This is a genomic window from Citrobacter sp. CK202, from assembly GCF_030333225.1.
In the GTDB taxonomy this organism is placed as follows: domain Bacteria; phylum Pseudomonadota; class Gammaproteobacteria; order Enterobacterales; family Enterobacteriaceae; genus Citrobacter_B; species Citrobacter_B koseri.
Window position 1 is genome coordinate 442,005 of the sequence record NZ_JAOWGI010000020.1, and the last position, 24,737, is coordinate 466,741.

The window sequence follows — 24,737 nt, forward strand, 5'->3', positions numbered from 1 at the left end:
ATAATAACGATGGCGATGAAAAAGTTGCTCATAGCGTCGCTGCTGTTTAGCAGCGCCACCGTATACGGTGCTGAAGGGTTCGTGGTGAAGGACATTCATTTCGAAGGCCTACAGCGAGTCGCCGTTGGTGCGGCCCTCCTCAGTATGCCGGTGCGCACAGGCGACACGGTTAATGATGAAGATATCAGTAATACCATTCGTGCTCTGTTCGCCACTGGCAACTTCGAGGATGTCCGCGTCCTGCGCGATGGTGATACGCTTCTGGTTCAGGTAAAAGAACGTCCGACGATTGCCAGCATCACTTTCTCCGGTAACAAATCGGTGAAAGATGACATGCTGAAGCAGAACCTTGAGGCGTCTGGCGTGCGTGTTGGCGAATCACTGGATCGCACCACGCTCTCTGATATCGAAAAAGGACTGGAAGACTTCTACTACAGCGTTGGTAAATACAGCGCCAGCGTAAAAGCGGTCGTCACGCCGTTGCCGCGTAACCGTGTGGACCTCAAACTGGTGTTCCAGGAGGGTGTATCGGCGAAGATCCAACAGATCAATATCGTCGGCAACCATGCCTTCAGCACTGACGAACTCATTTCTCACTTCCAACTGCGCGACGAAGTGCCGTGGTGGAACGTCGTGGGCGATCGTAAATACCAGAAACAGAAACTGGCTGGCGACCTTGAGACACTGCGCAGCTACTATCTGGATCGCGGTTATGCCCGTTTCAACATCGATTCGACGCAGGTCAGCCTGACGCCGGATAAGAAAGGCATCTACATCACCGTTAATATCACCGAAGGCGATCAGTACAAGCTTTCCGGTGTGCAGGTGAGCGGTAACCTGGCTGGACACTCCGCCGAGATTGAGAACCTGACGAAGATCGAACCAGGCGAACTCTATAACGGTACCAAAGTGACCAAAATGGAAGACGACATCAAGAAACTTCTTGGTCGTTATGGCTATGCCTACCCGCGCGTGCAGTCGCAGCCTGAAATCAACGATGCCGACAAAACCGTTAAATTACGTGTGAACGTTGATGCGGGTAACCGTTTCTACGTGCGTAAGATCCGTTTTGAAGGCAACGACACCTCGAAAGATTCCGTCCTGCGTCGCGAAATGCGCCAGATGGAAGGGGCATGGTTAGGCAGCGATCTGGTCGATCAGGGTAAAGAGCGTCTGAACCGTCTGGGTTACTTTGAAACCGTCGATACCGACACGCAGCGCGTTCCGGGCAGCCCGGACCAGGTTGACGTCGTCTATAAAGTGAAAGAGCGTAACACCGGTAGCTTTAACTTCGGTATTGGTTACGGCACAGAAAGCGGCGTGAGCTTCCAGGCGGGCGTTCAGCAGGACAACTGGTTAGGTACGGGTTATTCCGTGGGTATTAACGGGACCAAAAACGACTACCAGACCTATACTGAACTGTCTGTCACTAACCCATACTTCACCGTTGATGGCGTCAGCCTCGGCGGCCGTATCTTCTATAATGACTTCCAGGCAGATGATGCGGATCTGTCCGACTATACCAACAAAAGTTATGGTACAGACGTTACGCTGGGCTTCCCGATTAACGAGTACAACACGCTGCGTGCAGGTTTAGGTTATGTACATAACTCCCTGTCCAACATGCAGCCGCAGGTTGCCATGTGGCGTTACCTGAACTCGATGGGTGAATATCCGTCCAATACGAATGACCGCAACTCATTCAGTGCTAACGACTTCACCTTCAACTACGGTTGGACTTATAACAAGCTGGACCGTGGCTTCTTCCCGACGGAAGGTACGCGTGTCAACCTGAATGGTAAAGTGACCATCCCGGGCTCTGATAACGAATACTACAAAGCGACGCTGGATACCGCGACCTATGTGCCGATCGATGACGATCACAAATGGGTGGTTCTGGGTCGTACTCGTTGGGGTTATGGTGACGGTATTGGCGGCAAAGAGATGCCGTTCTATGAGAACTTCTATGCCGGTGGCTCAAGCACCGTGCGTGGCTTCCAGTCCAATACTATCGGTCCAAAAGCGGTGTACTACCCGGCGAGCAGCCGTCATGACGGCGATGACGACTACGATAACGATTGTAAGAGCACTGAAACTGCGCCATGTAAGTCTGATGACGCAGTAGGCGGTAACGCTATGGCTGTCGCCAGCCTCGAATTCATCACCCCGACGCCGTTTATTAGCGACAAGTACGCTAACTCGGTTCGTACCTCCTTCTTCTGGGACGTAGGTACTGTCTGGGATACGAACTGGGATTCGAACGCGTATGCCGGTTACCCGGACTACAGCGATCCGAGTAATATCCGTATGTCTGCTGGTATCGCATTACAATGGATGTCCCCATTGGGGCCGTTGGTCTTCTCCTACGCCCAGCCGTTCAAAAAGTACGATGGAGACAAATCGGAACAGTTCCAGTTTAACATTGGTAAGACCTGGTAATTGTTCTGTGCAAAGGAATGTAATGGTAGTGTAGCGATGACTTTTGGCGATCTCGTCTGAGATCGCCTGGCCACGCAAAGAACTGTGCCTGCGGGCACAAATGGGATGGTAAGGAGTTTATTGTGAAAAAGTGGTTATTAGCTGCAGGTCTCGGTTTAGCGATGGTAACGTCCGCACAGGCTGCTGACAAAATTGCGATCGTTAATATGGGTAGCCTGTTCCAACAGGTCGCACAGAAGACGGGTGTTTCTAACACGCTGGAAAACGAGTTCAAAGGCCGTGCCAGCGAATTGCAGCGTATGGAAACCGATCTGCAATCTAAAATGCAGCGTTTGCAGTCCATGAAAGCAGGTAGCGAACGTACTAAGCTGGAAAAAGACGTGATGGCTCAACGCCAGACTTTCTCTCAGAAAGCCCAGGCTTTTGAACAGGATCGCGCGCGTCGTTCCAACGAAGAGCGTGGCAAACTGGTTACCCGTATCCAGACTGCTGTGAAATCCGTTGCTAACAGCCAGAGCATCGATCTGGTCGTTGATGCCAACACCGTTGCTTATAACAGCAGCGACGTGAAAGACATCACTGCTGACGTACTGAAACAGGTTAAATAAGTAATGCCTTCAATTCGACTGGCTGATTTAGCAGAGCAGTTGGATGCAGAATTACACGGTGATGGCGATATCGTCATCACCGGCGTTGCGTCCATGCAATCTGCGCAAACAGGCCACATCACGTTCATGGTGAATCCTAAATACCGTGAACACTTAGGCGTATGCCAGGCTTCTGCCGTTGTCATGACGCAGGACGATCTTCCTTTTGCTAAGAGTGCTGCGCTGGTAGTGAAGAACCCCTACCTGACGTATGCGCGAATGGCGCAAATTTTAGATACCACGCCGCAGCCTGCGCAGAATATTGCACCGAGTGCAGCGATCGATGCGACAGCGACGCTGGGTAACAATGTTTCAGTTGGCGCGAATGCGGTAATTGAGTCTGGCGTAGAACTGGGCGATAACGTGATTATCGGCGCAGGTTGCTTCGTCGGGAAAAACACAAAAATCGGTGCAGGTTCGCGTCTGTGGGCGAATGTAACGATTTACCACGACATTCAGATCGGTGAGAATTGCCTGATCCAGTCGAGCACTGTCGTCGGCGCAGACGGTTTTGGTTACGCTAACGATCGGGGTAACTGGGTGAAGATCCCGCAGCTTGGTCGCGTCATTATTGGCGATCGTGTTGAGATCGGCGCCTGTACGACGATTGACCGTGGCGCGCTGGATGACACTGTGATCGGCAACGGCGTTATCATTGATAACCAGTGCCAGATTGCACATAACGTTGTGATTGGCGACAATACGGCGGTTGCCGGTGGCGTCATTATGGCGGGCAGCCTGAAGATTGGCCGTTACTGCATGATTGGCGGGGCCAGCGTGATTAACGGGCATATGGAAATATGCGATAAAGTCACGGTGACGGGTATGGGGATGGTCATGCGTCCTGTCACTGAGCCTGGCGTCTATTCTTCAGGCATTCCGTTGCAGCCTAACAAAGTATGGCGTAAAACCGCTGCACTGGTGATGAACATTGATGATATGAGCAAGCGTCTCAAAGCGATTGAGCGCAAGGTTAATCAACAAGACTAGCGTTCCACCTGTAGTGCCATCCTTTTACGGCCTGTCACATTCATATGATTGCGGCAGGCCGTGTTATTATTGCCTTTTAGTATATTTGGACAGGAAGAGTATTTTGACTACTAACACTCATACTCTGCATATTGAAGAGATTTTAGAACTTCTGCCGCACCGTTTTCCGTTTTTGCTGGTTGACCGTGTGCTGGACTTTGAAGAAGGTCGTTTTCTGCGCGCAGTGAAGAATGTCTCCGTAAATGAGCCTTTCTTCCAGGGCCATTTCCCGGGTAAACCGATTTTTCCGGGTGTGCTGATTCTGGAAGCGATGGCGCAGGCAACAGGGATTCTGGCGTTTAAAAGCGTTGGAAAACTGGAGCCGGGTGAACTGTATTACTTCGCGGGTATTGACGAAGCGCGCTTTAAGCGTCCTGTCGTGCCTGGCGATCAGATGATCATGGAAGTGACTTTCGAGAAAACGCGCCGTGGCCTGACCCGCTTTAAAGGGGTTGCTCTGGTCGATGGCAAAGTTGTGTGCGAAGCAACCATGATGTGTGCTCGTAGCCGGGAGGCCTGATACGTGATTGATAAATCCGCCTTTATTCATCCAACTGCCATTGTGGAAGACGGCGCCTGTATTGGCGCTAATGTTCATATTGGTCCTTTTTGTATTGTTGGACCCCATGTCGAAATTGGTGAGGGTACCGTACTGAAGTCTCACGTTGTCGTGAATGGCCATACAAAAATTGGTCGCGATAACGAGATTTATCAGTTCGCCTCCATCGGTGAAGTAAACCAGGATCTGAAATATGCTGGCGAACCGACCCGTGTGGAAATTGGCGATCGTAACCGCATTCGCGAAAGCGTCACCATTCATCGTGGCACAGTGCAGGGTGGTGGGTTGACGAAGGTGGGCAGCGATAACTTACTGATGATCAATGCCCATGTGGCGCACGATTGTACAGTAGGCAACCGCTGTATTCTGGCCAATAACGCTACGCTTGCGGGCCACGTTTCGCTGGATGATTTTGTCATCATCGGCGGCATGACCGCAGTGCACCAGTTCTGCACCATTGGCGCGCATGTGATGGTTGGCGGCTGTTCTGGCGTTGCCCAGGACGTTCCGCCGTACGTTATTGCTCAGGGCAATCACGCGACGCCGTTTGGCGTCAACATCGAAGGGCTGAAGCGTCGCGGTTTCACCCGCGAAGCGATCACCGCGATCCGCAACGCTTACAAAGCGTTGTACCGCAGCGGCAAAACGCTGGATGAAGCTAAACCGGAAATTGCCGAACTGGCGAAGCAGTACCCGGAAGTGCAACTCTTTAGCGATTTCTTTGCCCGCTCAACGCGCGGTCTGATTCGTTAATGGCGGAACAGCGTCCCTTAACGATAGCCCTGGTCGCCGGAGAAACCTCCGGCGATATTCTTGGTGCAGGCTTAATTCGCGCGCTGAAGGCGCGTGTGCCCAACGCGCGTTTCGTCGGCGTGGCGGGGCCGCGTATGCAGGCTGAGGGCTGCGAAGCCTGGTATGAGATGGAAGAGCTGGCGGTAATGGGCATTGTTGAAGTGCTTGGTCGCCTGCGTCGTTTATTGCATATTCGTGCCGATTTGACCCGCCGCTTTACCGAGCTTCAGCCGGATGTTTTTGTCGGCATTGATGCGCCGGACTTCAATATTACCCTTGAAGGCAACCTGAAAAAGCAGGGCATAAAAACCATCCATTATGTCAGTCCGTCCGTCTGGGCGTGGCGACAGAAACGCGTTTTCAAAATAGGCAGATCCACCAATATGGTGCTGGCTTTTCTGCCTTTCGAAAAAGCGTTTTACGACAAGTTTAACGTGCCATGCCGTTTTATCGGGCATACGATGGCGGACGCTATGCCGCTGGACCCGGATAAAAACGCCGCGCGTGATGTGCTGGGAATCTCGCATGATGCACACTGCCTGGCGCTACTGCCCGGTAGCCGTGGCGCGGAAGTGGAGATGTTGAGCGCGGACTTCCTGAAAACCGCGCAGCTGCTGCGTCAGACCTATCCTGACCTTGAAGTTGTCGTACCGCTGGTGAACGCTAAACGCCGCGAGCAGTTCGAGCGCATTAAAGCTGAGGTTGCGCCGGAGCTTTCCGTGCATCTGCTCGACGGAATGGGACGTGAAGCGATGGTGGCCAGCGACGCCGCATTGCTGGCGTCTGGTACGGCGGCGCTGGAGTGTATGCTGGCGAAATGCCCGATGGTGGTGGGGTATCGGATGAAACCCTTTACCTTCTGGCTGGCGAAGCGCCTGGTAAAGACCGATTATGTTTCGCTGCCTAATCTGCTGGCGGGAAGAGAATTAGTCAAAGAGCTGTTGCAGGAAGAGTGTGAGCCGCATGCGCTTGCAGAGGCCTTGCTGCCGCTGCTGGCGAATGGCAAAACCAGCCATGCGATGCATGACACCTTCCGCGAGTTGCACCAGCAAATCCGTTGCAATGCCGATGAGCAAGCGGCGGACGCTGTCCTGGAGTTAGCACAATGATCGAATTTGTTTATCCGCATACGCAGTTGGTCGCGGGTGTGGATGAAGTTGGACGTGGCCCGCTGGTCGGCGCGGTGGTGACGGCCGCTGTGATCCTCGATCCGGCTCGCCCAATCGTGGGTCTCAATGATTCCAAGAAGCTCTCAGAAAAGCGCCGTCTGGCGCTGTATGATGAAATCAAAGAAAAAGCGTTAAGCTGGAGTCTGGGACGCGCGGAACCTCACGAAATTGATGAGCTGAATATTTTGCACGCCACGATGCTGGCGATGCAGCGCGCCGTTGCCGGTTTGCATATTGCGCCGGAATATGTGCTGATTGACGGCAACCGCTGTCCGGCACTGCCCGTGCCCTCTATGGCGGTGGTGAAAGGCGACAGCCGTGTGGCGGAGATCAGTGCGGCATCTATTATTGCGAAAGTGACGCGCGATGCCGAAATGGCGGCGCTGGACGGTATTTTCCCACAGTATGGTTTTGCCCAGCACAAAGGGTATCCGACCGCTTTTCATCTGGCGGCGCTTGCTGAACATGGTGCGACGGAGCATCATCGACGTAGTTTTGCTCCTGTCAAACGCGCCCTGGGACTTGCGTCCTGATTCTTGTGTCGAGATTAAGTAAACGGGAATCTGAAGATGTCTGAACCACGTTTCGTTCACCTGCGGGTGCACAGCGACTACTCCATGATCGATGGGCTGGCGAAAACTGGGCCGCTGGTAAAAAAGGCGGCCGCGTTAGGCATGCCTGCGCTGGCGATCACCGATTTTACCAACCTTTGCGGTCTGGTGAAGTTCTACGGAACGGGCCACGGCGCAGGGATTAAGCCCATTGTCGGCGCTGATTTCCATGTTCGCGGCACTCCGCTGGGAGATGAACTTTGCCAGTTGACCGTGCTGGCGGCAAATAATACGGGCTATCAGAATCTTACTCTGTTGATCTCAAAAGCCTATCAGCGTGGCTATGGCGCAGAAGGGCCGGTGATCGACAGGGAATGGCTGACTGAATTAAAAGACGGTCTGATTTTGCTTTCCGGTGGTCGGATGGGCGATGTGGGCCGCAGTTTGTTGCGTGGCAACAGTGCGCTGGTGGACGAATGCGTCGCCTTCTATGAAGAACATTTCTCCGACCGCTACTATCTGGAGCTGATCCGCACGGGTCGGCAGGATGAGGAAACGTATCTGCATGCGGCGGTTGAGCTGGCGGAAACGCGTGGCTTGCCGGTTGTCGCAACGAATGATGTCCGCTTTATTAACAGCGAGGACTTTGACGCGCACGAAATCCGCGTGGCTATTCACGATGGTTTTACGCTCGATGATCCTAAACGCCCGCGTAACTATTCGCCGCAGCAATATATGCGTAGCGAAGACGAGATGTGCGAACTGTTCTCCGACATCCCGGAAGCGCTGGAAAACAGCGTTGAGATTGCCAAACGCTGTAACGTGACCGTCCGTCTGGGCGAATACTTCCTGCCGCAGTTTCCGACGGGCGACATGACCACCGAAGACTTCCTGGTCAAGAAATCGAAAGAAGGTCTGGAAGAACGTCTCGAATTCCTGTTCCCTGACGAAGCGGTGCGTAAAGAGAAGCGTCCCCCCTATGACGAACGTCTGGACATTGAACTTCAGGTTATTAACCAGATGGGGTTCCCAGGCTACTTCCTCATCGTGATGGAGTTTATCCAGTGGTCGAAAGATAACGGCGTACCGGTAGGGCCGGGGCGCGGTTCCGGTGCGGGGTCGCTGGTGGCTTATGCGCTGAAAATTACCGACCTTGATCCGCTGGAATTCGACCTGCTGTTCGAACGTTTCCTTAACCCGGAACGTGTCTCCATGCCTGACTTCGACGTTGACTTCTGCATGGAGAAACGCGACCAGGTTATCGAACACGTAGCGGATATGTACGGCCGCGATGCGGTATCTCAGATTATTACCTTCGGTACGATGGCGGCGAAAGCGGTTATCCGCGACGTGGGGCGCGTGCTGGGGCACCCGTACGGTTTCGTGGATCGTATCTCGAAGCTGGTGCCGCCTGACCCGGGCATGACGCTGGCGAAAGCGTTTGAGGCGGAACCGCAACTGCCGGAAATTTACGAGGCGGATGAGGAAGTTAAAGCGCTGATCGATATGGCGCGCAAGCTGGAAGGCGTCACGCGTAACGCCGGTAAGCACGCCGGTGGCGTGGTTATCGCGCCGACCAAAATCACCGATTTTGCGCCGCTGTACTGTGATGAGGCCGGTCAGCACCCGGTAACGCAGTTTGATAAAAACGACGTGGAATACGCCGGGCTGGTCAAATTCGACTTCCTGGGGCTGCGCACGCTCACCATCATTAACTGGGCGCTGGAGATGATCAACGCCCGCCGCGAGAAGAATGGCGAACCGCCGTTGGATATCGCGGCGATCCCGCTGGATGACAAGAAAAGTTTCGACATGCTGCAACGCTCGGAAACCACGGCGGTCTTCCAGCTTGAATCCCGCGGCATGAAAGATCTGATTAAGCGTCTACAACCTGACTGCTTCGAAGATATGATCGCGCTGGTGGCGTTGTTCCGCCCCGGCCCGTTGCAGTCGGGCATGGTGGATAACTTCATCGACCGTAAGCATGGCCGTGAAGAGATTTCCTATCCAGACGTGCAATGGCAGCATGAAAGCCTGAAACCCGTACTGGAGCCGACCTACGGCATCATCCTGTACCAGGAACAGGTTATGCAGATTGCCCAGGTGCTTTCCGGTTACACCCTTGGCGGCGCGGATATGCTGCGTCGTGCGATGGGTAAGAAAAAGCCGGAAGAGATGGCGAAACAGCGTTCCGTCTTTGAAGAGGGCGCCAGAAAGAACGGCATCGACGGCGAACTGGCGATAAAAATCTTCGACCTGGTGGAAAAGTTCGCCGGGTACGGGTTTAACAAATCGCACTCCGCCGCCTATGCGCTGGTGTCTTACCAGACGCTGTGGCTGAAAGCGCACTACCCGGCAGAGTTTATGGCGGCGGTAATGACCGCCGATATGGACAACACCGAAAAAGTGGTCGGTCTGGTGGATGAATGCTGGCGCATGGGGCTTAAAATCCTGCCGCCGGATATCAACTCAGGGCTGTATCACTTCCACGTTAACGACGACGGCGAAATTGTTTACGGCATCGGCGCGATCAAAGGTGTGGGTGAAGGCCCGATTGAAGCTATCATCGAGGCGCGCAATAAAGACGGTTACTTCCGCGAGCTGTTTGATTTATGTGCCCGCACGGACACGAAAAAGCTCAACCGCCGGGTACTGGAAAAACTGATCATGTCCGGGGCGTTTGACCGCCTTGGGCCGCACCGCGCCGCGCTGATGAACTCGCTGGGCGACGCGCTGAAAGCCGCCGATCAGCATGCCAAAGCGGAAGCGATCGGGCAGGCGGACATGTTTGGCGTACTGGCTGAAGAGCCGGAACAAATTGAACAATCCTATGCCAGCTGCCAGCCGTGGCCGGAACAGGTGGTGCTGGACGGGGAACGTGAAACGTTGGGGCTTTACCTGACGGGGCACCCTATCAATCAGTATTTAAAAGAAATTGAGCGCTATGTCGGAGGCTACCGGCTGAAAGACATGCATCCGACAGAACGTGGTAAAGTCACCACGGCTGCGGGGCTCGTGATTGCTGCAAGGGTTATGGTCACCAAGCGCGGCAATCGTATCGGCATCTGTACGCTGGATGACCGCTCTGGACGTCTGGAAGTTATGCTGTTTACCGACGCTCTGGATAAATATCAGCAATTGCTGGAAAAAGACCGCATACTTATCGTCAGCGGACAGGTCAGCTTTGATGACTTCAGCGGCGGGCTTAAAATGATGGCCCGTGAAGTCATGGATATTGACGAAGCCCGGGAAAAATATGCTCGCGGGCTTGCTATCTCGCTGACGGACAGGCAAATTGATGACCAGCTTTTAAACCGACTCCGTCAGTCTCTGGAACCCCACCGCTCGGGGACAATTCCAGTACATCTCTACTATCAGAGGGCGGATGCACGCGCGCGGTTGCGTTTTGGCGCGACGTGGCGTGTCTCTCCGAGCGATCGTTTGCTAAACGATCTCCGTGGCCTCATTGGTTCGGAGCAGGTGGAACTGGAGTTTGACTAATACAGGAATACTATGAGTCTGAATTTCCTTGATTTTGAACAGCCGATTGCAGAGCTGGAAGCGAAAATCGATTCTCTGACAGCGGTAAGCCGCCAGGACGAGAAACTGGATATTAATATCGATGAAGAAGTGCATCGTCTGCGTGAAAAAAGCGTAGAACTGACGCGCAAAATCTTTGCCGATCTTGGCGCATGGCAGGTTGCTCAACTGGCGCGCCATCCGCAACGTCCATACACCCTGGATTATGTTCGCCTGGCGTTTGATGAATTTGACGAACTGGCGGGCGATCGCGCCTATGCGGATGATAAAGCTATCGTCGGCGGCATCGCGCGTCTGGATGGTCGTCCAGTGATGATTATTGGTCATCAGAAAGGCCGTGAAACAAAAGAGAAAATCCGTCGTAACTTCGGCATGCCGGCACCTGAAGGGTATCGCAAAGCGCTGCGTCTGATGGAAATGGCTGAGCGTTTCAACATGCCGATCATTACCTTTATCGACACCCCTGGCGCTTACCCTGGCGTGGGCGCGGAAGAACGCGGTCAGTCTGAAGCGATCGCACGTAACCTGCGTGAAATGTCACGCCTGAGCGTACCGGTGATTTGTACCGTCATTGGCGAAGGGGGTTCCGGCGGCGCGCTGGCGATTGGCGTGGGCGATAAAGTGAATATGTTGCAGTACAGCACCTATTCCGTTATCTCCCCGGAAGGCTGTGCGTCCATTCTGTGGAAAAGCGCGGACAAAGCGCCATTGGCCGCAGAAGCGATGGGTATTATCGCGCCGCGCCTGAAAGAGCTGAAGCTGATTGATTCCATCATTCAGGAACCGCTGGGTGGCGCGCACCGTAACCCGGAAACGATGGCGGCTTCTCTGAAAGCGCAACTGCTGGCTGATCTCGCCGATCTCGACGTGTTGAGCAAAGACGATTTGAAAAACCGTCGTTATCAGCGCCTGATGAGCTACGGCTACGCGTAAACATCATCAATGCCTGATGGCGCTTACGCTTATCGGACATGGAGTAAAAAGGGTCACATTTTGTGGCCCTTTTTTTTATCTGCGGTTTGACCAGGCTATGATTAGCTAAGGTTTTTCCAGGAGGAACGCATGAATATCATTGCCATCATGGGGCCGCATGGCGTTTTTTATAAAGACGAACCCATCAAGGAACTTGAGCTTGCCCTACAGTCGCAGGGGTTTCAGATTATCTGGCCGCAAAATAGCGTCGACCTGCTGAAATTCATTGAACACAATCCGCGAATCTGTGGCGTCATTTTTGACTGGGATGAGTACAGCCTCGATTTGTGTAGCGATATCAACCAGCTAAATGAGTACCTGCCGTTGTATGCGTTTATCAATACGCATTCGACGATGGATGTCAGCGTGCATGATATGCGTATGGCACTGTGGTTTTTTGAATACGCGCTCGGCCAGTCAGAAGATATTGCAACCCGCATCCGCCAGTATACGAATGAATACCTTGATAATATCACGCCGCCGTTCACCCGGGCGCTGTTTACCTATGTGAAGGAAGGGAAGTATACCTTCTGTACGCCGGGGCATATGGCGGGAACGGCGTACCAGAAAAGCCCGATTGGCTGTCTGTTTTATGACTTCTTCGGGGGGAATACGCTAAAAGCGGATGTGTCTATTTCCGTGACCGAACTGGGTTCGCTGCTGGACCATACCGGGCCGCACCTGGAGGCGGAAGAGTATATTGCCCGCACCTTCGGCGCCGAGCAGAGTTATATGGTGACCAACGGCACCTCCACATCGAACAAAATTGTCGGCATGTACGCGGCGCCGTCGGGCAGCACGCTGCTGATTGACCGCAACTGCCATAAATCTCTCGCGCACCTGTTGATGATGAGCGATGTGGTGCCCCTCTGGCTGAAACCCACGCGCAACGCACTCGGTATTCTGGGGGGCATTCCTAAGCGTGAATTTACGCGTGAGAGTATTGAACATAAGGTTTCGGAGACGGCGCAGGCGCAGTGGCCGGTACATGCGGTTATCACCAACTCGACCTATGACGGCCTGCTGTACAACACCAACTGGATTAAACAAACGCTGGATGTCCCTTCGATCCATTTCGACTCGGCCTGGGTGCCCTATACCCATTTTCACCCGATTTATCAGGGGAAAAGCGGGATGAGCGGCGAGCGGGTGCCGGGAAAAGTCATCTTCGAAACGCAGTCGACGCATAAAATGCTGGCGGCGCTGTCCCAGGCATCGCTTATTCACATTAAAGGGGATTACGATGAAGATACCTTTAATGAAGCGTTTATGATGCACACCTCAACATCGCCAAGCTACCCCATCGTGGCGTCGATTGAGACGGCTGCGGCAATGCTGCGTGGCAATCCGGGTAAACGATTGATCAATCGCTCCGTGGAGCGGGCGCTTCATTTTCGCAAAGAGGTACAGCGGCTGCGCGAAGAGTCAGAAGGCTGGTTCTTTGATATCTGGCAACCGGAAGAGGTGGATGAAGCGGAATGCTGGCCCGTTGCGCCCGGCGAGGAGTGGCACGGTTTTACCGATGCGGATGCCGACCATATGTTTCTCGATTCGGTGAAAGTCACCATTTTGACGCCCGGTATGGATGAGCAGGGCAACATGAGCGAGGAGGGGATTCCCGCCGCGCTGGTGGCGAAGTTTCTTGATGAGCGTGGCGTGGTGGTAGAAAAAACCGGGCCTTATAACCTGCTGTTCCTGTTCAGTATTGGTATTGATAAAACCCGGGCGATGGGATTGCTGCGCGGCCTGACGGAGTTTAAACGCGCTTACGATCTTAATCTGCGCGTTAAAAATATGCTGCCGGATCTGTACGCCGAAGATCCCGATTTTTATCGTAATATGCGGATTCAGGATCTGGCGCAGGGTATCCATAAACTGATCCGCCAGCACGATCTTTCCGGGTTGATGCTACGGGCGTTCGACACATTGCCCGAAATGAAAATGACGCCGTATCAGGCCTGGCAGAGGCAGATAAAAGGCGAAGTGGAGACCATCGCGATTGATCGACTGGTGGGGCGTATTTCCGCCAGTATGGTGCTGCCGTATCCGCCAGGCGTGCCGTTGCTGATGCCGGGGGAGATGATCACCGAAGCGAGCCGTGCGGTACTCGATTTTCTGCTGATGCTGTGTTCCATCGGCCACCATTACCCTGGCTTTGAGACCGATATTCATGGCGCAAAACAGGATGAAGATGGCGTTTACCGAGTGAGAGTCTTAAAAACGGCATGATGGCTTGCCTGAGCGACTGCAAGGCGGGTAACGTGCTGATAACACATTAAGGAGACGCTATGCTGGGATTAAAACAGGTTCACCATATTGCGATTATTGCGACGGATTATGCGGCGAGCAAAACGTTTTATTGTGACGTACTGGGCTTCACGCTGTTGAGTGAAGCGTACCGGGAAGAACGTGATTCCTGGAAAGGCGACCTGGCGTTAAACGGGCAATATGTGATTGAGCTTTTTTCTTTTCCCTTCCCGCCTGCGCGACCGAGCCGACCGGAGGCCTGCGGTCTGCGGCATCTGGCGTTCAGCGTGGAAGACGTAGACAAAGCGGTAGCGCATCTGGAGGCGAACAACGTTAAATGCGAGTCGGTTCGCGTTGACCCGTTTACGAATAAACGTTTTACCTTTTTCAACGATCCAGACGGACTACCGCTCGAACTGTATGAGCAGTAAAACTTGTCATCACGGTTTCTGCCCGGTAACGTGCCGGGCAGTGCCACAGTTAAGCAATGATCATGACAACACTCACCCTGAACGCCTCACTCCTGCCATACCGCCAGATTCTGGTGGCCTTTAGCGGCGGGCTGGATTCTACCGTACTGCTGCATCAACTGGTGCAATGGCGAGAACAGCAGCCTGATGTCACGCTGCGCGCCATCCATATTCATCATGGGTTAAGCTCTCATGCCGATAGCTGGGTGACGCATTGCGAGGCTGTGTGCCAGCAGTGGCAGGTGCCGCTGGTTGTCCGACGAGTGCAGCTTCAGGATGAGGGGTTGGGGATTGAGGCTCAGGCGCGCCAGGCGCGATACGCGGCCTTTGCACAGGTGCTGCATCCCGGTGAAGTCCTGGTCACGGCCCAGCATCTTGACGATCAATGTGAAACGTTTCTGCTGGCGTTGAAGCGCAGCAGCGGCCCGGCGGGATTGTCCGCTATGGGGGAACGCTCGTCGTTTGCCGGAACGCAGCTGATCCGCCCGCTACTTGGGGAAACCCGTGCGGCGCTGGAGCAGTGGGCAAAACGCTATGCGCTGCGCTGGATTGAGGATGAAAGCAATCAGGATGATGCCTACGATCGTAATTTCCTGCGCCTTAGGGTGCTACCGCTGCTGCAACAACGCTGGCCGCATTTTGCTGAAGCGACTGCCCGTAGCGCCGCGCTTTGCGCAGAACAGGAGCGCCTGCTGGATGAGCTTCTGGCAGAGGATTTAGCGGGCTGTATCACCGCTGATGGAGCATTGCAGTTAGCGCCGTTAATGGCGATGAGCGGCCCGCGACGTGCTGCGCTATTGCGCCGCTGGCTGGCTGCGAAGCATGCGCCGATGCCTTCCCGAGACGGGCTGGAACGTATCTGGCAGGAGGTGGCGCTGGCGCGTGAGGACGCCGCTCCCTGTTTGCGCTTTGGCGAGTACGACATTCGCCGTTATCAGTCACAGCTATGGTGGATAAAATCCGTTACCGGCCAAAGCGCGACGGTGATCCCGTGGCCATCGTGGCAAACACCGTTATCGCTGCCCGTTGGACTTGGGACGGTGCGGCTCGTTCCAGGAGGCGACCTGCGCATGCCGCGTGCCGACGAGCCAGTTAGCATACGCTTTAAGGCATCTGGGTTACTGCATATTATCGGGCGCAATGGCGGGCGTAAGCTAAAGAAAATCTGGCAGGAGCTGGGCGTACCGCCCTGGCGGCGGGATACCACGCCGCTGCTGTTTTATGGCGAGACGTTGATTGCTGCCGCAGGTATTTTTGTTACCTGTGATGGTCTGGCGGAGGAGGGAGCGGGCGTCAGGCTGGAATGGAAGGAAGAGACGTCGTCATCGCGTAATGCCTGATGGCGCTGCGCTTATCAGGCCTACGTATCGCATGGAAAGTAGGCCGGATAAGGTGCTTGCACCGCCATCCGGCAACAAAAGAATCAGGATTCGCTGACGATTACAGTACCGATTTGTGGATGACTGAAGCTGGTAATTTTGTCCAGACGCAGCTCGCGTGTTTCACCGGCGACATCCGCGATCAGATATTCCACGTTTTTGCGCGACACCAGATCGTTGGCTTTCGCCTGTAAAACTTCTCCATCCTTAAGTTCCAGCGTCAGTAACAGATGATGCTGGCAGGCGAGCTCAAGATTGTCGTAATCATCGCAGTTGATGGGTTGATACGTTTCATTCATTGACATAATCGCTCACCAGTAAGTTCGCGGCAGCATATGCCGCCTTTTCCCTGACCGACTCTGAAAGGGCATCGTCTGCTGCCACTTCATTAAGCACTTTCAATACACAACCCAGCGCATCCGGGACATACCCTAAGTCTCCGCTGGCGATTTCCGCATACCGCTTGCGTATTAACTCACAATATTTTTCCACATGCCCTCCTGTCAGCACTCTGACTTAACCGTGGATGCAAGTCTAAGCCTACGAAGATAAACTCTGTTTAGCAAGGTGACTATAACATACCCATCCAGGCAATATCAGCAGGTTGACGGTGCAGGTATACGACATCCGTTAACAGCCTTTTGACGCAGATTTCGCTACAATGTGTCCCTGATTCGAAAGGAGTTCTCTCATGGCGCTTAAAGCGACGATTTATAAAGCCGTAGTCAATGTGGCGGATCTTGACCGCAACCAGTTTCTTGACGCGGCATTGACGCTGGCGCGTCACCCTTCTGAAACGCAGGAGCGCATGATGCTGCGCCTGCTGGCCTGGATTAAATATGCCGATGAGCGCCTACAGTTCACGCGTGGTCTGAGCGCAGAAGATGAGCCTGAGGCATGGCTGCGTAACGACCATCTGGGGATTGATTTATGGGTTGAGCTGGGGCTGCCGGATGAGCGCCGCATTAAGAAAGCCTGTACCCAGGCTGCGGAGGTTGCGCTGTTTGCCTATAATAGTCGTGCCGCGCAAATCTGGTGGCAGCAGAACCAGAGTAAATGCGCGCAGTACGCTAACCTGTCCGTGTGGTATCTGGATGATGAGCAACTGGCGAAACTGAGTGATTTTGCCGGCCGAACCATGACGTTGCAGGCAACGATTCAGGATGGCGCCATCTGGCTGTCGGATTCTCAGAATAATCTGGAAATTCATCTGGCTGCATGGCAACAGCCTTCATGATTGTCATCTCCCGAAATGTCTCGATTCCCGACAATGAGCTGGAAATCACAGCCATTCGTGCGCAGGGAGCGGGTGGACAGCACGTTAATAAGACCTCAACGGCTATCCATTTGCGCTTTGACATTCGGGCCTCTGGCCTGCCAGAGTATTATAAGGAACGTTTGTTGGCTGCCAGCCATCATCTTATTAGCAGCGATGGCGTCATTATTATCAAGGCGCAGGAGTATCGCAGCCAGGAGCTCAACCGGGAGGCGGCTATCGCCCGGCTGGTGGCAGTCATCAAAGAATTAACCGCAGTGCAAAAAAGCCGACGGGCAACCCGCCCTACGCGCGCGTCGAAAGAACGCAGGTTGTCATCGAAGGCACAAAAATCCACAGTGAAGGCGCTTCGCGGTAGAGTTCGTCGTCCTCAGGAGTGACGAGCGGGGATAACATTTCATAAGGAATTTATGGTGAAAACAGCGATATTGTCAGTAGCGGCAGCATGTACGCTCTTTGCCTTGATCGGATGTAATAATCGTACTGAAGTGGAGGCGCTACAGCCGACGCAGACGGCAGAATTAAAACCGATGCAGCAAAGCTGGCGTGGCGTATTGCCTTGCGCAGACTGTGAAGGGATCGAAACCTCTTTGTTCCTGGAAAAAGATGGAACATGGGTGATGAATGAACGTTATCAGGGCGTTCGTGAAGAACCCTCTTCGTTTGCCTCGTATGGCACCTGGGCGCGTACAGCCGATAAACTGGTATTGACCGACAGCAAAGGCGAGAAGTCTTACTATCGTGCGAAAGGCGACGCTCTGGAAATGCTTGATCGTGAAGGTAATCCGATTGAGTCGCAGTTTAATTACACGCTTGAGTCGGTGTCTGCCAGTTTGCCCGTAACGCCAATGCCGGTGCGCGGCATGTATTTCTATATGGCGGATGCGGCGACCTTTACCGATTGCGCTACCGGGAAACGCATGCCGGTGGCGAACAATGCTCAGCTGGAACGTGATTATCTGGCGGCACGAGGCGCTGCGGAAAAACCGGTATTATTAACGGTGGAAGGCCACTTTACGCAGGAAGCCAACCCGGATACGGGCGCGCAGGTAAAAACGCTGGTGGCCGATAAAGAGATTAAATTCGTTCCTGGACAGGATTGTTCCAGCAAGTAATTGCGGTATCGACCCCGTCTGGACATTAAAAAACCCCGCTAATGCGGGGTTTTTTGTGTTTAGCCTTTGATGGCTTTCACCAGGAAATCGACGATCTCGCCAGTTTTAATCAACTGCTTCTCGCCGTTACGACGGTATTTGTATTCAATATCGTCGTTGTCCAGGTTACGGTCGCCCAGCACGATAGTGTGCGGGATGCCGATCAGTTCCATATCCGCGAACATGACGCCCGGACGCTCTTTACGGTCATCCATCAGCACTTCGATGCCTTGCGCGCGCAGTTCACCGTACAGTTTTTCCGCCAGTTCCTGCACCCGGAAGGACTTGTGCATGTTCATCGGCAGAATGGCAACCTGGAATGGCGCAATGGCGTCAGGCCATACAATACCGCGTTCGTCGTAGTTCTGCTCAATCGCCGCCGCCACCACGCGCGTTACCCCGATACCGTAGCAACCCATCGTCAGGATCTGGTTACGACCATCTTCACCCTGTACGGAGGCTTTCAGCGCTTCGGAATACTTGGTGCCCAGCTGGAAGATATGACCCACTTCGATGCCGCGTTTAATCAGCAGCGTGCCCTGGCCGTCCGGGCTTGGATCGCCTGCCACGACGTTACGGATATCGGCGACTTCTGGCGTCGCGACATCGCGATCCCAGTTGATGCCGAAGTAGTGTTTACCGTCGATGTTGGCGCCTGCCGCGAAATCGCTCATTACTGCAACGGTACGGTCGATCACCACCGGAACCGGCATATTTACCGGGCCGAGAGAACCCGGGCCGGCTTTCACCAGCGCACGAATCTCTTCTTCTGTGGCGAAGGTCAGCGGGCTGGCAACCTGCGGCAGTTTTTCCGCTTTCACTTCGTTCAGTTCGTGATCGCCACGTACCAGCAGAGCAACCAGCGGGTAGCTGCTTCCTTCAACTGCTTTCACCAGCAGCGTTTTGACGGTTTTCTCAATCGGCAGATTGAACTGCTCAACCAGCTCCGCGATGGTTTTCGCGTTTGGCGTATCAACCAGCGTCATCTCCTGGCTGGCAGCCGCGCGCGGCGCTTTCGGCGCAACGGCTTCGGCGAACTCAATGTTAGCCGCGTAGTCAGAAGAATCAGAGAAGATCACATCATCTTCACCGCTTTGCGCCAGTACCTGGAACTCGTGGGATGCGTTACCGCCGATAGACCCCGTGTCTGCCTGTACTGCGCGGAAATCCAGGCCCATACGGCTGAAGATTTTGCTGTAAGCGGCATACATCGCGTCGTAAGTTTCCTGTAGCGATTCCTGAGAGGTATGGAAAGAGTAGGCGTCTTTCATCAGGAACTCGCGGGAACGCATTACGCCGAAACGCGGACGTACTTCGTCACGGAATTTGGTCTGGATCTGGAAGAAGTTCAGCGGCAGCTGTTTGTAAGAGCTGAGTTCGTTACGAATCAGGTCGGTGATAACTTCTTCGTGAGTCGGGCCGAGTACGAACGGACGCTCGCCACGGTCAACAAAACGCAGCAGTTCCGGGCCGTACTGTTCCCAACGACCACTCTCTTGCCACAGGTCAGCAGGCTGAACCACTGGCATTGACACCTCGATGGCACCGGCGTTATTCATCTCTTCACGCACGATGTTTTCGACTTTTTTCAGGACGCGCAGGCCAGTCGGCAGCCAGGTATATAACCCGGAGGCGAGCTTGCGGATCATCCCGGCGCGCAGCATCAGCTGATGGCTGATAACCTCGGCGTCGGCAGGTGTCTCCTTCAGAGTGGAGAGCAGATATTGGCTAGTACGCATGTTGTTACGGTTCCAGTTGGACGATCGAACAGGCTCAACGCGAGCCTGACACAAAAAAAGTGATTTAGTTTACCAGCGAGAAAGGGATGTCAAAAGAGAAGGGCGTGAAATTAGCGGGGTTCCAGCGCAAAGACTTCAAAACCCTCTTCGGTGACGCGCCAGCGCACGTTGAAATCGTGCAGCCAGACGGCGTACGTTTTACCGGTCTCTTCACCTTTACGATAGGCAGGACGCGGATCTTGCGCCAGCACTTCGCCGATAAATGTTTTCAGTTGCGGGTAACGTTGTTCAAGCCGTGAAAGCTGTTGGTCAATGCTGGCCGTGAAGCTGACGTGCATCTCTGCCACAGGCGCCTGTTGCGCGTAGCTGGCCGTTGCGCCCGGTAATGACTCGGCAAACGGCAGGTAGGGTTTGATATCAATAACCGGCGTACCATCAACCAGATCCAGGCTGCCCAGCTTCAGGATGACTTTCTCTTTCTGACAGACAATCTCTTTCAACTCAACCAGCGACATGCCGACAGGGTTAGGGCGAAAGGTGGAGCGGGTCGCGAAGACGCCCATCCGGGCATTGCCGCCGAGACGGGGAGGGCGAACCGTCGGGCGCCATCCGCCAGCCATCGTCTGATGAAAGACGAAGATCACCCACAAATGGCTGAACGCTTCCAGACCGCGAACGGCATCGGCCTGATTATAGGGCGCAACAAGATGCAGTTCGCCGTCGGCGCTTTTTACCAGACCAGGCTGGCGCGGGACGGCGAACTTTTCTTTATAGGGGGAGCGAATAACGCCTATTTGCTCGAACTGAAAACTGCTCATTTAGCCGAGATGTTAAGGGCGGAACCGATGCAAACAGCCTGACGGTAGCAGCCTGGCGTTCCACTGGTGACTTCGCAGCTGTGCAGCAGTACAGCATTCGCCTTCATTTTAGAGGCGTTAATCTGCATGCGTTTACGTGCCGTCGGGATGCTCGGCGGGGAATCCTGATTAGATGCCTGGCAGGAGTCACCGCTGACTTCGCCAAGATCGCGGAACGGTTTACCCACTAACTCTTCGGCGTTGGTGTAAATTCGGACCGGTGCGGCACGCGGCGCTTTCGGTTTTTCCGACTCCGCTTTTGGCGGGGTTGCGGTGCTTTGAACGGGTTCAACAGGGGATCTGCTTAGCATGGAACAACCGCCCAGCATGAGTGCCAATAAACAGATCGGTAAAGCACGCATAATATTTCCTCAATGAATGATCTAATCGTCAGATATTGAATCAGGAGCTTGCATAAATGACAAGACGGGCAAGCGCCCGTCCTGAATGATATTACAGATTGTGGAAACCGCCTAAAAATTACCAGCCTTTAACAGCACCGCCGTTGAAGACTTTATTCGCGGCTTCGTAGACTTCGTCAGACTGATAAGCCTGAACGAATTTCTTCACGTTCTCTGCGTCTTTATTGTCTTCACGCGTTACGATCAGGTTAACGTACGGGGAATCTTTATCTTCCACGAAGATACCGTCTTTTGCCGGCGTCAGGTCAATCTGGCTGGCGTAAGTGGTGTTAATCACGGCCAGGGCAATTTGCGCATCGTCCAGAGAGCGCGGCAGTTGCGGTGCTTCCAGCTCAACAATTTTCAGGTTCTTCGGGTTTTCGGTCACGTCCAGAACGGTCGGCAGCAGGCCAACGCCATCTTTCAGTTTGATTAACCCTACTTTCTGCAACAGCAGCAGTGAACGACCAAGGTTAGTCGGATCGTTTGGTACGGCTACCTGAGAACCATCCTGTAGCTCATCAAGTGATTTGATTTTTTTGGAATAACCGGCGATCGGATAAACAAAGGTATTGCCAACGGCAACCAGCTTGTAACCGCGATCTTTGATTTGCTGATCCAGGTACGGCTTGTGCTGGAAAGCGTTCGCGTCGATATCGCCTTTGCTTAACGCTTCGTTCGGTAATACGTAGTCGTTGAACGTCACCAGCTCAACATCCAGACCGTATTTTTCTTTCGCTACTTTTTGCGCGACTTCCGCAACCTGCTGTTCAGCGCCGACAATCACGCCCACTTTGATGTGGTTCGGATCTTTTTCATCCTGGCCGCAACCCACAAGTGCCAGAGAACCAATCAGGGCTCCCACTGCCGCAAAGGTTTTAAATTTGAACGCCATGCTTATTTCCTTAATGAGTCATTTGTGTTGTGTTTAATGTTACTTGTGCGTCACTGCCCGAACGATGCGATCGCCGGATAACTGAATTAAATAAACCAGAACGACCAGTAATACCAGCACCGTATTCATCACGGTAGCATTGTAGCCAATGTAACCATACTGATAGCCAATCTGACCGAGTCCGCCAGCGCCAACGGCGCCGCCCATAGCAGAGTAGCCCACCAGGGTGATCAGGGTAATGGTTGCGGCATTGACCAGACCCGGTAATGCTTCCGGCAGCAGCACCTTACGCACGATTTGCAGCGGCGTGGCTCCCATCGCACGGGAGGCTTCGATCAATCCGGTTGGGATTTCCAGCAATGCGTTTTCCACCATGCGGGCGATAAACGGCGCAGCGCCGACGGTTAACGGCACAATCGCCGCCTGCAAACCGATGGAGGTGCCGACAATCACACGGGTAAACGGAATCATCCATACCAGTAAGATAATGAACGGGATAGAACGGAAGATATTGACGACCGCAGAGAGTGTGCGGTAGAGCTTCGCGTTTTCAATAATTTGCCCTGGACGCGTAACGTACAGCAGTACGCCAACCGGCAGACCAATAACAAAACCAAAAAAGCCGGATACAAAAGTCATTGCCAGCGTTTCCCAGACGCCGCGCGCCAGTAACCACATCATCGCCTCAGACATAACCCAGTACCTCTACTTTCACATGGTGTTCCTGCAACCAGGCAATTGCGGCTTGCGTCTCTTCTTGCGTGCCGTGCATTTCCGTCAGCATAATGCCGAACTTCACGCCGCCTGCGTAATCCATCTGCGCGCTAATAATGTTGTTGTTCACATTGAAGCGGCGGGCCGTCTCAGACAGCAGCGGGGCGTCTACGGATTGTCCGGTAAATTCCATACGCAGCATGGGGACGCTGCTCGCATACGGCTCCGCTTTTAAACGTTCCAGATAATCTTCCGGGATATCCAGATGCAATGTGGACTGGATAAACTTCTGCGCCAGCGGCGTCTTTGGATGGGAGAACACTTCGCTGACCGTATCCTGCTCAATCAGTTCTCCGTTACTGATAACTGCGACACAATCGCAAATGCGCTTAACCACATCCATCTCATGAGTAATAAGAAGAATGGTCAGGCCAAGGCGACGGTTAATATCTTTCAGCAGTTCCAGAATCGAACGGGTCGTTGCCGGATCGAGTGCGCTGGTGGCCTCGTCGCACAGCAGGACTTTGGGATTGCTGGCTAATGCGCGAGCAATCGCCACACGCTGTTTCTGACCGCCGGAAAGGTTGGCCGGGTAGCTGTCGTGCTTATCGCCGAGCCCTACCAGATCCAACAGCTCTGTGACGCGGCGTTTAATCTCGTCTTTCGGCGTATTGTCCAGTTCCAGCGGCAACGCCACGTTGCCAAAAACGGTACGTGAAGATAACAGGTTAAAATGCTGGAAAATCATGCCAATCTGGCGACGGGCTTTCGTCAACTCAGATTCAGAAAGGGTGGTCAGCTCCTGGCCGCCAACCAATACGCTCCCTTCCGTGGGACGTTCCAGCAGATTCACACAGCGAATGAGTGTGCTTTTACCGGCGCCGGAGGCGCCAATAACGCCATAAATTTGTCCGGCAGGGACATGCAGGCTGACGTTGTTCAGCGCCTGAATGGTGCGAGTCCCCTGTTGGAACACTTTGGTGATATTCGAAAGTTTAATCATTGATTATTTATTATCGTAATTAAGTTAGCCGTGGCATTTTCTTCTGCCTGATACGGTCGAAGCCGTCAACAAAATGGATGTTAAGGCATCCAGACGTCTAAATCAATCAGGCTTTCGATGATGAGCACTTTCTTGCTCGCTGAAACATGCGATACTAACGGCACATGCCTTATTCAGGAGCTATAAAAGGTGGCAAAGTCCGTACCCGCAATTTTCCTCGACCGTGATGGCACTATTAATGTGGATCATAGTTACGTACATGAAATCGATGAGTTCGAGTTTATTGAAGGCGTCATTGACGCGATGCGTGAACTGAAAAAGATGGGCTTTGCGCTTGTCGTTGTTACCAACCAGTCTGGTATTGCGCGCGGTAAATTTACGGAAGCGCAGTTCGAGACGTTGACCGAATGGATGGACTGGTCGCTGGCGGACCGCGATGTCGATCTGGATGGCATCTATTATTGTCCGCATCATCCGCAGGGCAGCGTAGAAGAGTTCCGTCAGGCGTGTGATTGTCGTAAACCGCATCCCGGGATGCTTATCTCTGCGCGTGATTTTCTGCACATTGATATGGCCGCGTCTTATATGGTGGGTGACAAAATAGAAGATATGCAGGCGGCGGCAGCTGCAAATGTTGGTACGAAAGTATTGGTACGCACCGGCAAGCCCGTTACGCCCGAAGCAGAAAATGCGGCAGATTGGGTGTTAAATAGCCTTGCTGACCTGCCATCGGCGATAAGAAAGCAGCAAAAATAAGCGTTATGATTAAAAGATGAGCGGTTGAGATAAAAATGCATTTTTCCGCTTGTCTTCCTGAGACGACCCCCTATAATGCGCCTCCATCGACACGGCGGATGTGAATCACTTCACACAAACAGCCGGTTGATTAAAGAGAAAAATCCTG

At 53.6% G+C, this 24,737-nt stretch carries 24 protein-coding genes; 16 read left to right on the plus strand and 8 right to left on the minus strand.

Annotated features, from left to right (window positions below; all coding sequences use genetic code 11):
- Window positions 1-9 precede the first annotated feature (9 nt).
- The 12 genes from bamA (at window position 10) to tilS (ending at window position 15,755) form a co-directional block, all read left to right on the plus strand.
- Window positions 10-2,439, plus strand: coding sequence for an outer membrane protein assembly factor BamA (bamA, locus tag OGX84_RS05610; RefSeq protein ID WP_012133980.1), 2,430 nt, complete (start codon window positions 10-12; stop codon window positions 2,437-2,439).
- Between the two features lie 122 nt (window positions 2,440-2,561).
- Window positions 2,562-3,047 carry a molecular chaperone Skp gene (gene skp, locus OGX84_RS05615; RefSeq protein ID WP_024130685.1) on the plus strand — a complete coding sequence of 162 codons (486 nt, stop codon included), beginning with the start codon at window positions 2,562-2,564 and terminating at the stop codon, window positions 3,045-3,047.
- A gap of 3 nt (window positions 3,048-3,050) precedes the next feature.
- Window positions 3,051-4,076: a UDP-3-O-(3-hydroxymyristoyl)glucosamine N-acyltransferase gene (lpxD, locus tag OGX84_RS05620; protein ID WP_047458811.1), complete on the plus strand. Its 1,026-nt coding sequence runs from the start codon at window positions 3,051-3,053 to the stop codon at window positions 4,074-4,076.
- Between the two features lie 103 nt (window positions 4,077-4,179).
- Window positions 4,180-4,635 carry a 3-hydroxyacyl-ACP dehydratase FabZ gene (gene fabZ, locus OGX84_RS05625; RefSeq protein ID WP_003018528.1) on the plus strand — a complete coding sequence of 152 codons (456 nt, stop codon included), beginning with the start codon at window positions 4,180-4,182 and terminating at the stop codon, window positions 4,633-4,635.
- 3 nt (window positions 4,636-4,638) lie between these two features.
- A complete protein-coding gene (gene lpxA, locus OGX84_RS05630) occupies window positions 4,639-5,427 on the plus strand; it encodes an acyl-ACP--UDP-N-acetylglucosamine O-acyltransferase (RefSeq protein ID WP_024130684.1) in 789 nt (262 codons plus the stop codon).
- Window positions 5,427-6,575 (plus strand): lipid-A-disaccharide synthase, encoded by a 1,149-nt coding sequence (gene lpxB / locus OGX84_RS05635; protein WP_012133975.1) that lies wholly within the window; start codon window positions 5,427-5,429, stop codon window positions 6,573-6,575. The genes lpxA and lpxB overlap by 1 nt, the downstream gene beginning before the upstream one ends.
- Entirely contained in the window at window positions 6,572-7,168 is a 597-nt protein-coding gene (gene rnhB / locus OGX84_RS05640) for a ribonuclease HII (RefSeq protein WP_012133974.1), read from the plus strand. The genes lpxB and rnhB overlap by 4 nt, the downstream gene beginning before the upstream one ends.
- A gap of 36 nt (window positions 7,169-7,204) precedes the next feature.
- Entirely contained in the window at window positions 7,205-10,687 is a 3,483-nt protein-coding gene (gene dnaE, locus OGX84_RS05645) for a DNA polymerase III subunit alpha (protein ID WP_024130683.1), read from the plus strand.
- 12 nt (window positions 10,688-10,699) lie between these two features.
- Window positions 10,700-11,659 carry an acetyl-CoA carboxylase carboxyl transferase subunit alpha gene (accA, locus tag OGX84_RS05650; RefSeq protein ID WP_286457539.1) on the plus strand — a complete coding sequence of 320 codons (960 nt, stop codon included), beginning with the start codon at window positions 10,700-10,702 and terminating at the stop codon, window positions 11,657-11,659.
- A gap of 129 nt (window positions 11,660-11,788) precedes the next feature.
- Window positions 11,789-13,927, plus strand: coding sequence for a lysine decarboxylase LdcC (gene ldcC / locus OGX84_RS05655; protein WP_286457541.1), 2,139 nt, complete (start codon window positions 11,789-11,791; stop codon window positions 13,925-13,927).
- 59 nt (window positions 13,928-13,986) lie between these two features.
- Complete coding sequence (locus OGX84_RS05660; RefSeq protein ID WP_071257623.1) at window positions 13,987-14,376, plus strand: VOC family protein; 390 nt, start codon at window positions 13,987-13,989, stop codon at window positions 14,374-14,376.
- A 62-nt stretch (window positions 14,377-14,438) separates the two neighbouring features.
- Window positions 14,439-15,755 carry a tRNA lysidine(34) synthetase TilS gene (gene tilS / locus OGX84_RS05665; RefSeq protein WP_286457543.1) on the plus strand — a complete coding sequence of 439 codons (1,317 nt, stop codon included), beginning with the start codon at window positions 14,439-14,441 and terminating at the stop codon, window positions 15,753-15,755.
- A gap of 83 nt (window positions 15,756-15,838) precedes the next feature.
- Here the strand turns inward: tilS and rof are convergent, their stop codons facing one another.
- Both rof and OGX84_RS05675 read right to left on the minus strand, forming a co-directional pair.
- Entirely contained in the window at window positions 15,839-16,099 is a 261-nt protein-coding gene (gene rof / locus OGX84_RS05670) for a Rho-binding antiterminator (RefSeq protein WP_024130681.1), read from the minus strand.
- Complete coding sequence (locus OGX84_RS05675; protein WP_012133967.1) at window positions 16,086-16,286, minus strand: YaeP family protein; 201 nt, start codon at window positions 16,284-16,286, stop codon at window positions 16,086-16,088. Before OGX84_RS05675 ends, rof begins: the two co-directional genes overlap by 14 nt.
- Before the next feature lie 199 nt (window positions 16,287-16,485).
- Between OGX84_RS05675 and OGX84_RS05680 the strand changes: the two genes are divergently transcribed.
- Genes OGX84_RS05680 through nlpE form a run of 3 tightly spaced genes read left to right on the plus strand, consistent with a single transcriptional unit; the run spans window position 16,486 to window position 18,185 of the window.
- Complete coding sequence (locus tag OGX84_RS05680) at window positions 16,486-17,031, plus strand: YaeQ family protein (protein WP_012133966.1); 546 nt, start codon at window positions 16,486-16,488, stop codon at window positions 17,029-17,031.
- Complete coding sequence (gene arfB, locus OGX84_RS05685; RefSeq protein WP_012133965.1) at window positions 17,028-17,450, plus strand: alternative ribosome rescue aminoacyl-tRNA hydrolase ArfB; 423 nt, start codon at window positions 17,028-17,030, stop codon at window positions 17,448-17,450. Before OGX84_RS05680 ends, arfB begins: the two co-directional genes overlap by 4 nt.
- Before the next feature lie 30 nt (window positions 17,451-17,480).
- A complete protein-coding gene (gene nlpE, locus OGX84_RS05690) occupies window positions 17,481-18,185 on the plus strand; it encodes an envelope stress response activation lipoprotein NlpE (RefSeq protein ID WP_012133964.1) in 705 nt (234 codons plus the stop codon).
- A gap of 59 nt (window positions 18,186-18,244) precedes the next feature.
- On the opposite strand, the gene proS is transcribed toward nlpE, so the two are convergent.
- The 6 genes from proS to metN form a co-directional block, all read right to left on the minus strand.
- Window positions 18,245-19,963: a proline--tRNA ligase gene (gene proS / locus OGX84_RS05695; protein WP_012133963.1), complete on the minus strand. Its 1,719-nt coding sequence runs from the start codon at window positions 19,961-19,963 to the stop codon at window positions 18,245-18,247.
- Window positions 19,964-20,073: 110 nt separating this feature from the next.
- Entirely contained in the window at window positions 20,074-20,781 is a 708-nt protein-coding gene (gene tsaA / locus OGX84_RS05700; protein WP_230011997.1) for a tRNA (N6-threonylcarbamoyladenosine(37)-N6)-methyltransferase TrmO, read from the minus strand.
- Window positions 20,778-21,182, minus strand: coding sequence for an envelope stress sensor lipoprotein RcsF (rcsF, locus tag OGX84_RS05705; protein WP_012133960.1), 405 nt, complete (start codon window positions 21,180-21,182; stop codon window positions 20,778-20,780). The genes tsaA and rcsF overlap by 4 nt, the downstream gene beginning before the upstream one ends.
- 118 nt (window positions 21,183-21,300) lie before the next feature.
- On the minus strand, window positions 21,301-22,116 hold the full coding sequence (gene metQ / locus OGX84_RS05710; protein ID WP_012133959.1) for a methionine ABC transporter substrate-binding lipoprotein MetQ: 816 nt from the start codon (window positions 22,114-22,116) through the stop codon (window positions 21,301-21,303).
- A gap of 39 nt (window positions 22,117-22,155) precedes the next feature.
- Entirely contained in the window at window positions 22,156-22,809 is a 654-nt protein-coding gene (locus OGX84_RS05715) for a methionine ABC transporter permease MetI (RefSeq protein WP_012133958.1), read from the minus strand.
- A complete protein-coding gene (gene metN, locus OGX84_RS05720) occupies window positions 22,802-23,833 on the minus strand; it encodes a methionine ABC transporter ATP-binding protein MetN (protein ID WP_286457548.1) in 1,032 nt (343 codons plus the stop codon). The genes OGX84_RS05715 and metN overlap by 8 nt, the downstream gene beginning before the upstream one ends.
- 189 nt (window positions 23,834-24,022) lie before the next feature.
- Between metN and gmhB the strand changes: the two genes are divergently transcribed.
- Window positions 24,023-24,589 carry a D-glycero-beta-D-manno-heptose 1,7-bisphosphate 7-phosphatase gene (gene gmhB / locus OGX84_RS05725; protein ID WP_112001154.1) on the plus strand — a complete coding sequence of 189 codons (567 nt, stop codon included), beginning with the start codon at window positions 24,023-24,025 and terminating at the stop codon, window positions 24,587-24,589.
- The last annotated feature ends 148 nt before the right edge of the window (window positions 24,590-24,737 follow it).

Excerpts from the sequence above, each read along its gene's own strand:
- bamA (WP_012133980.1), top strand. The coding sequence starts at position 10 with ATGGCGATGAAAAAGTTGCTCATAGCGTCGCTGCTGTTTAGCAGCGCC.
- lpxD (WP_047458811.1), top strand. The coding sequence starts at position 3,051 with ATGCCTTCAATTCGACTGGCTGATTTAGCAGAGCAGTTGGATGCAGAA.
- lpxB (WP_012133975.1), top strand. The coding sequence starts at position 5,427 with ATGGCGGAACAGCGTCCCTTAACGATAGCCCTGGTCGCCGGAGAAACC.
- rnhB (WP_012133974.1), top strand. The coding sequence starts at position 6,572 with ATGATCGAATTTGTTTATCCGCATACGCAGTTGGTCGCGGGTGTGGAT.
- dnaE (WP_024130683.1), top strand. The coding sequence starts at position 7,205 with ATGTCTGAACCACGTTTCGTTCACCTGCGGGTGCACAGCGACTACTCC.
- accA (WP_286457539.1), top strand. The coding sequence starts at position 10,700 with ATGAGTCTGAATTTCCTTGATTTTGAACAGCCGATTGCAGAGCTGGAA.
- ldcC (WP_286457541.1), top strand. The coding sequence starts at position 11,789 with ATGAATATCATTGCCATCATGGGGCCGCATGGCGTTTTTTATAAAGAC.
- OGX84_RS05660 (WP_071257623.1), top strand. The coding sequence starts at position 13,987 with ATGCTGGGATTAAAACAGGTTCACCATATTGCGATTATTGCGACGGAT.
- tilS (WP_286457543.1), top strand. The coding sequence starts at position 14,439 with ATGACAACACTCACCCTGAACGCCTCACTCCTGCCATACCGCCAGATT.
- rof (WP_024130681.1), bottom strand. The coding sequence starts at position 16,099 with ATGTCAATGAATGAAACGTATCAACCCATCAACTGCGATGATTACGAC.
- OGX84_RS05680 (WP_012133966.1), top strand. The coding sequence starts at position 16,486 with ATGGCGCTTAAAGCGACGATTTATAAAGCCGTAGTCAATGTGGCGGAT.
- arfB (WP_012133965.1), top strand. The coding sequence starts at position 17,028 with ATGATTGTCATCTCCCGAAATGTCTCGATTCCCGACAATGAGCTGGAA.
- nlpE (WP_012133964.1), top strand. The coding sequence starts at position 17,481 with ATGGTGAAAACAGCGATATTGTCAGTAGCGGCAGCATGTACGCTCTTT.
- proS (WP_012133963.1), bottom strand. The coding sequence starts at position 19,963 with ATGCGTACTAGCCAATATCTGCTCTCCACTCTGAAGGAGACACCTGCC.
- tsaA (WP_230011997.1), bottom strand. The coding sequence starts at position 20,781 with ATGAGCAGTTTTCAGTTCGAGCAAATAGGCGTTATTCGCTCCCCCTAT.
- rcsF (WP_012133960.1), bottom strand. The coding sequence starts at position 21,182 with ATGCGTGCTTTACCGATCTGTTTATTGGCACTCATGCTGGGCGGTTGT.
- metQ (WP_012133959.1), bottom strand. The coding sequence starts at position 22,116 with ATGGCGTTCAAATTTAAAACCTTTGCGGCAGTGGGAGCCCTGATTGGT.
- OGX84_RS05715 (WP_012133958.1), bottom strand. The coding sequence starts at position 22,809 with ATGTCTGAGGCGATGATGTGGTTACTGGCGCGCGGCGTCTGGGAAACG.
- metN (WP_286457548.1), bottom strand. The coding sequence starts at position 23,833 with ATGATTAAACTTTCGAATATCACCAAAGTGTTCCAACAGGGGACTCGC.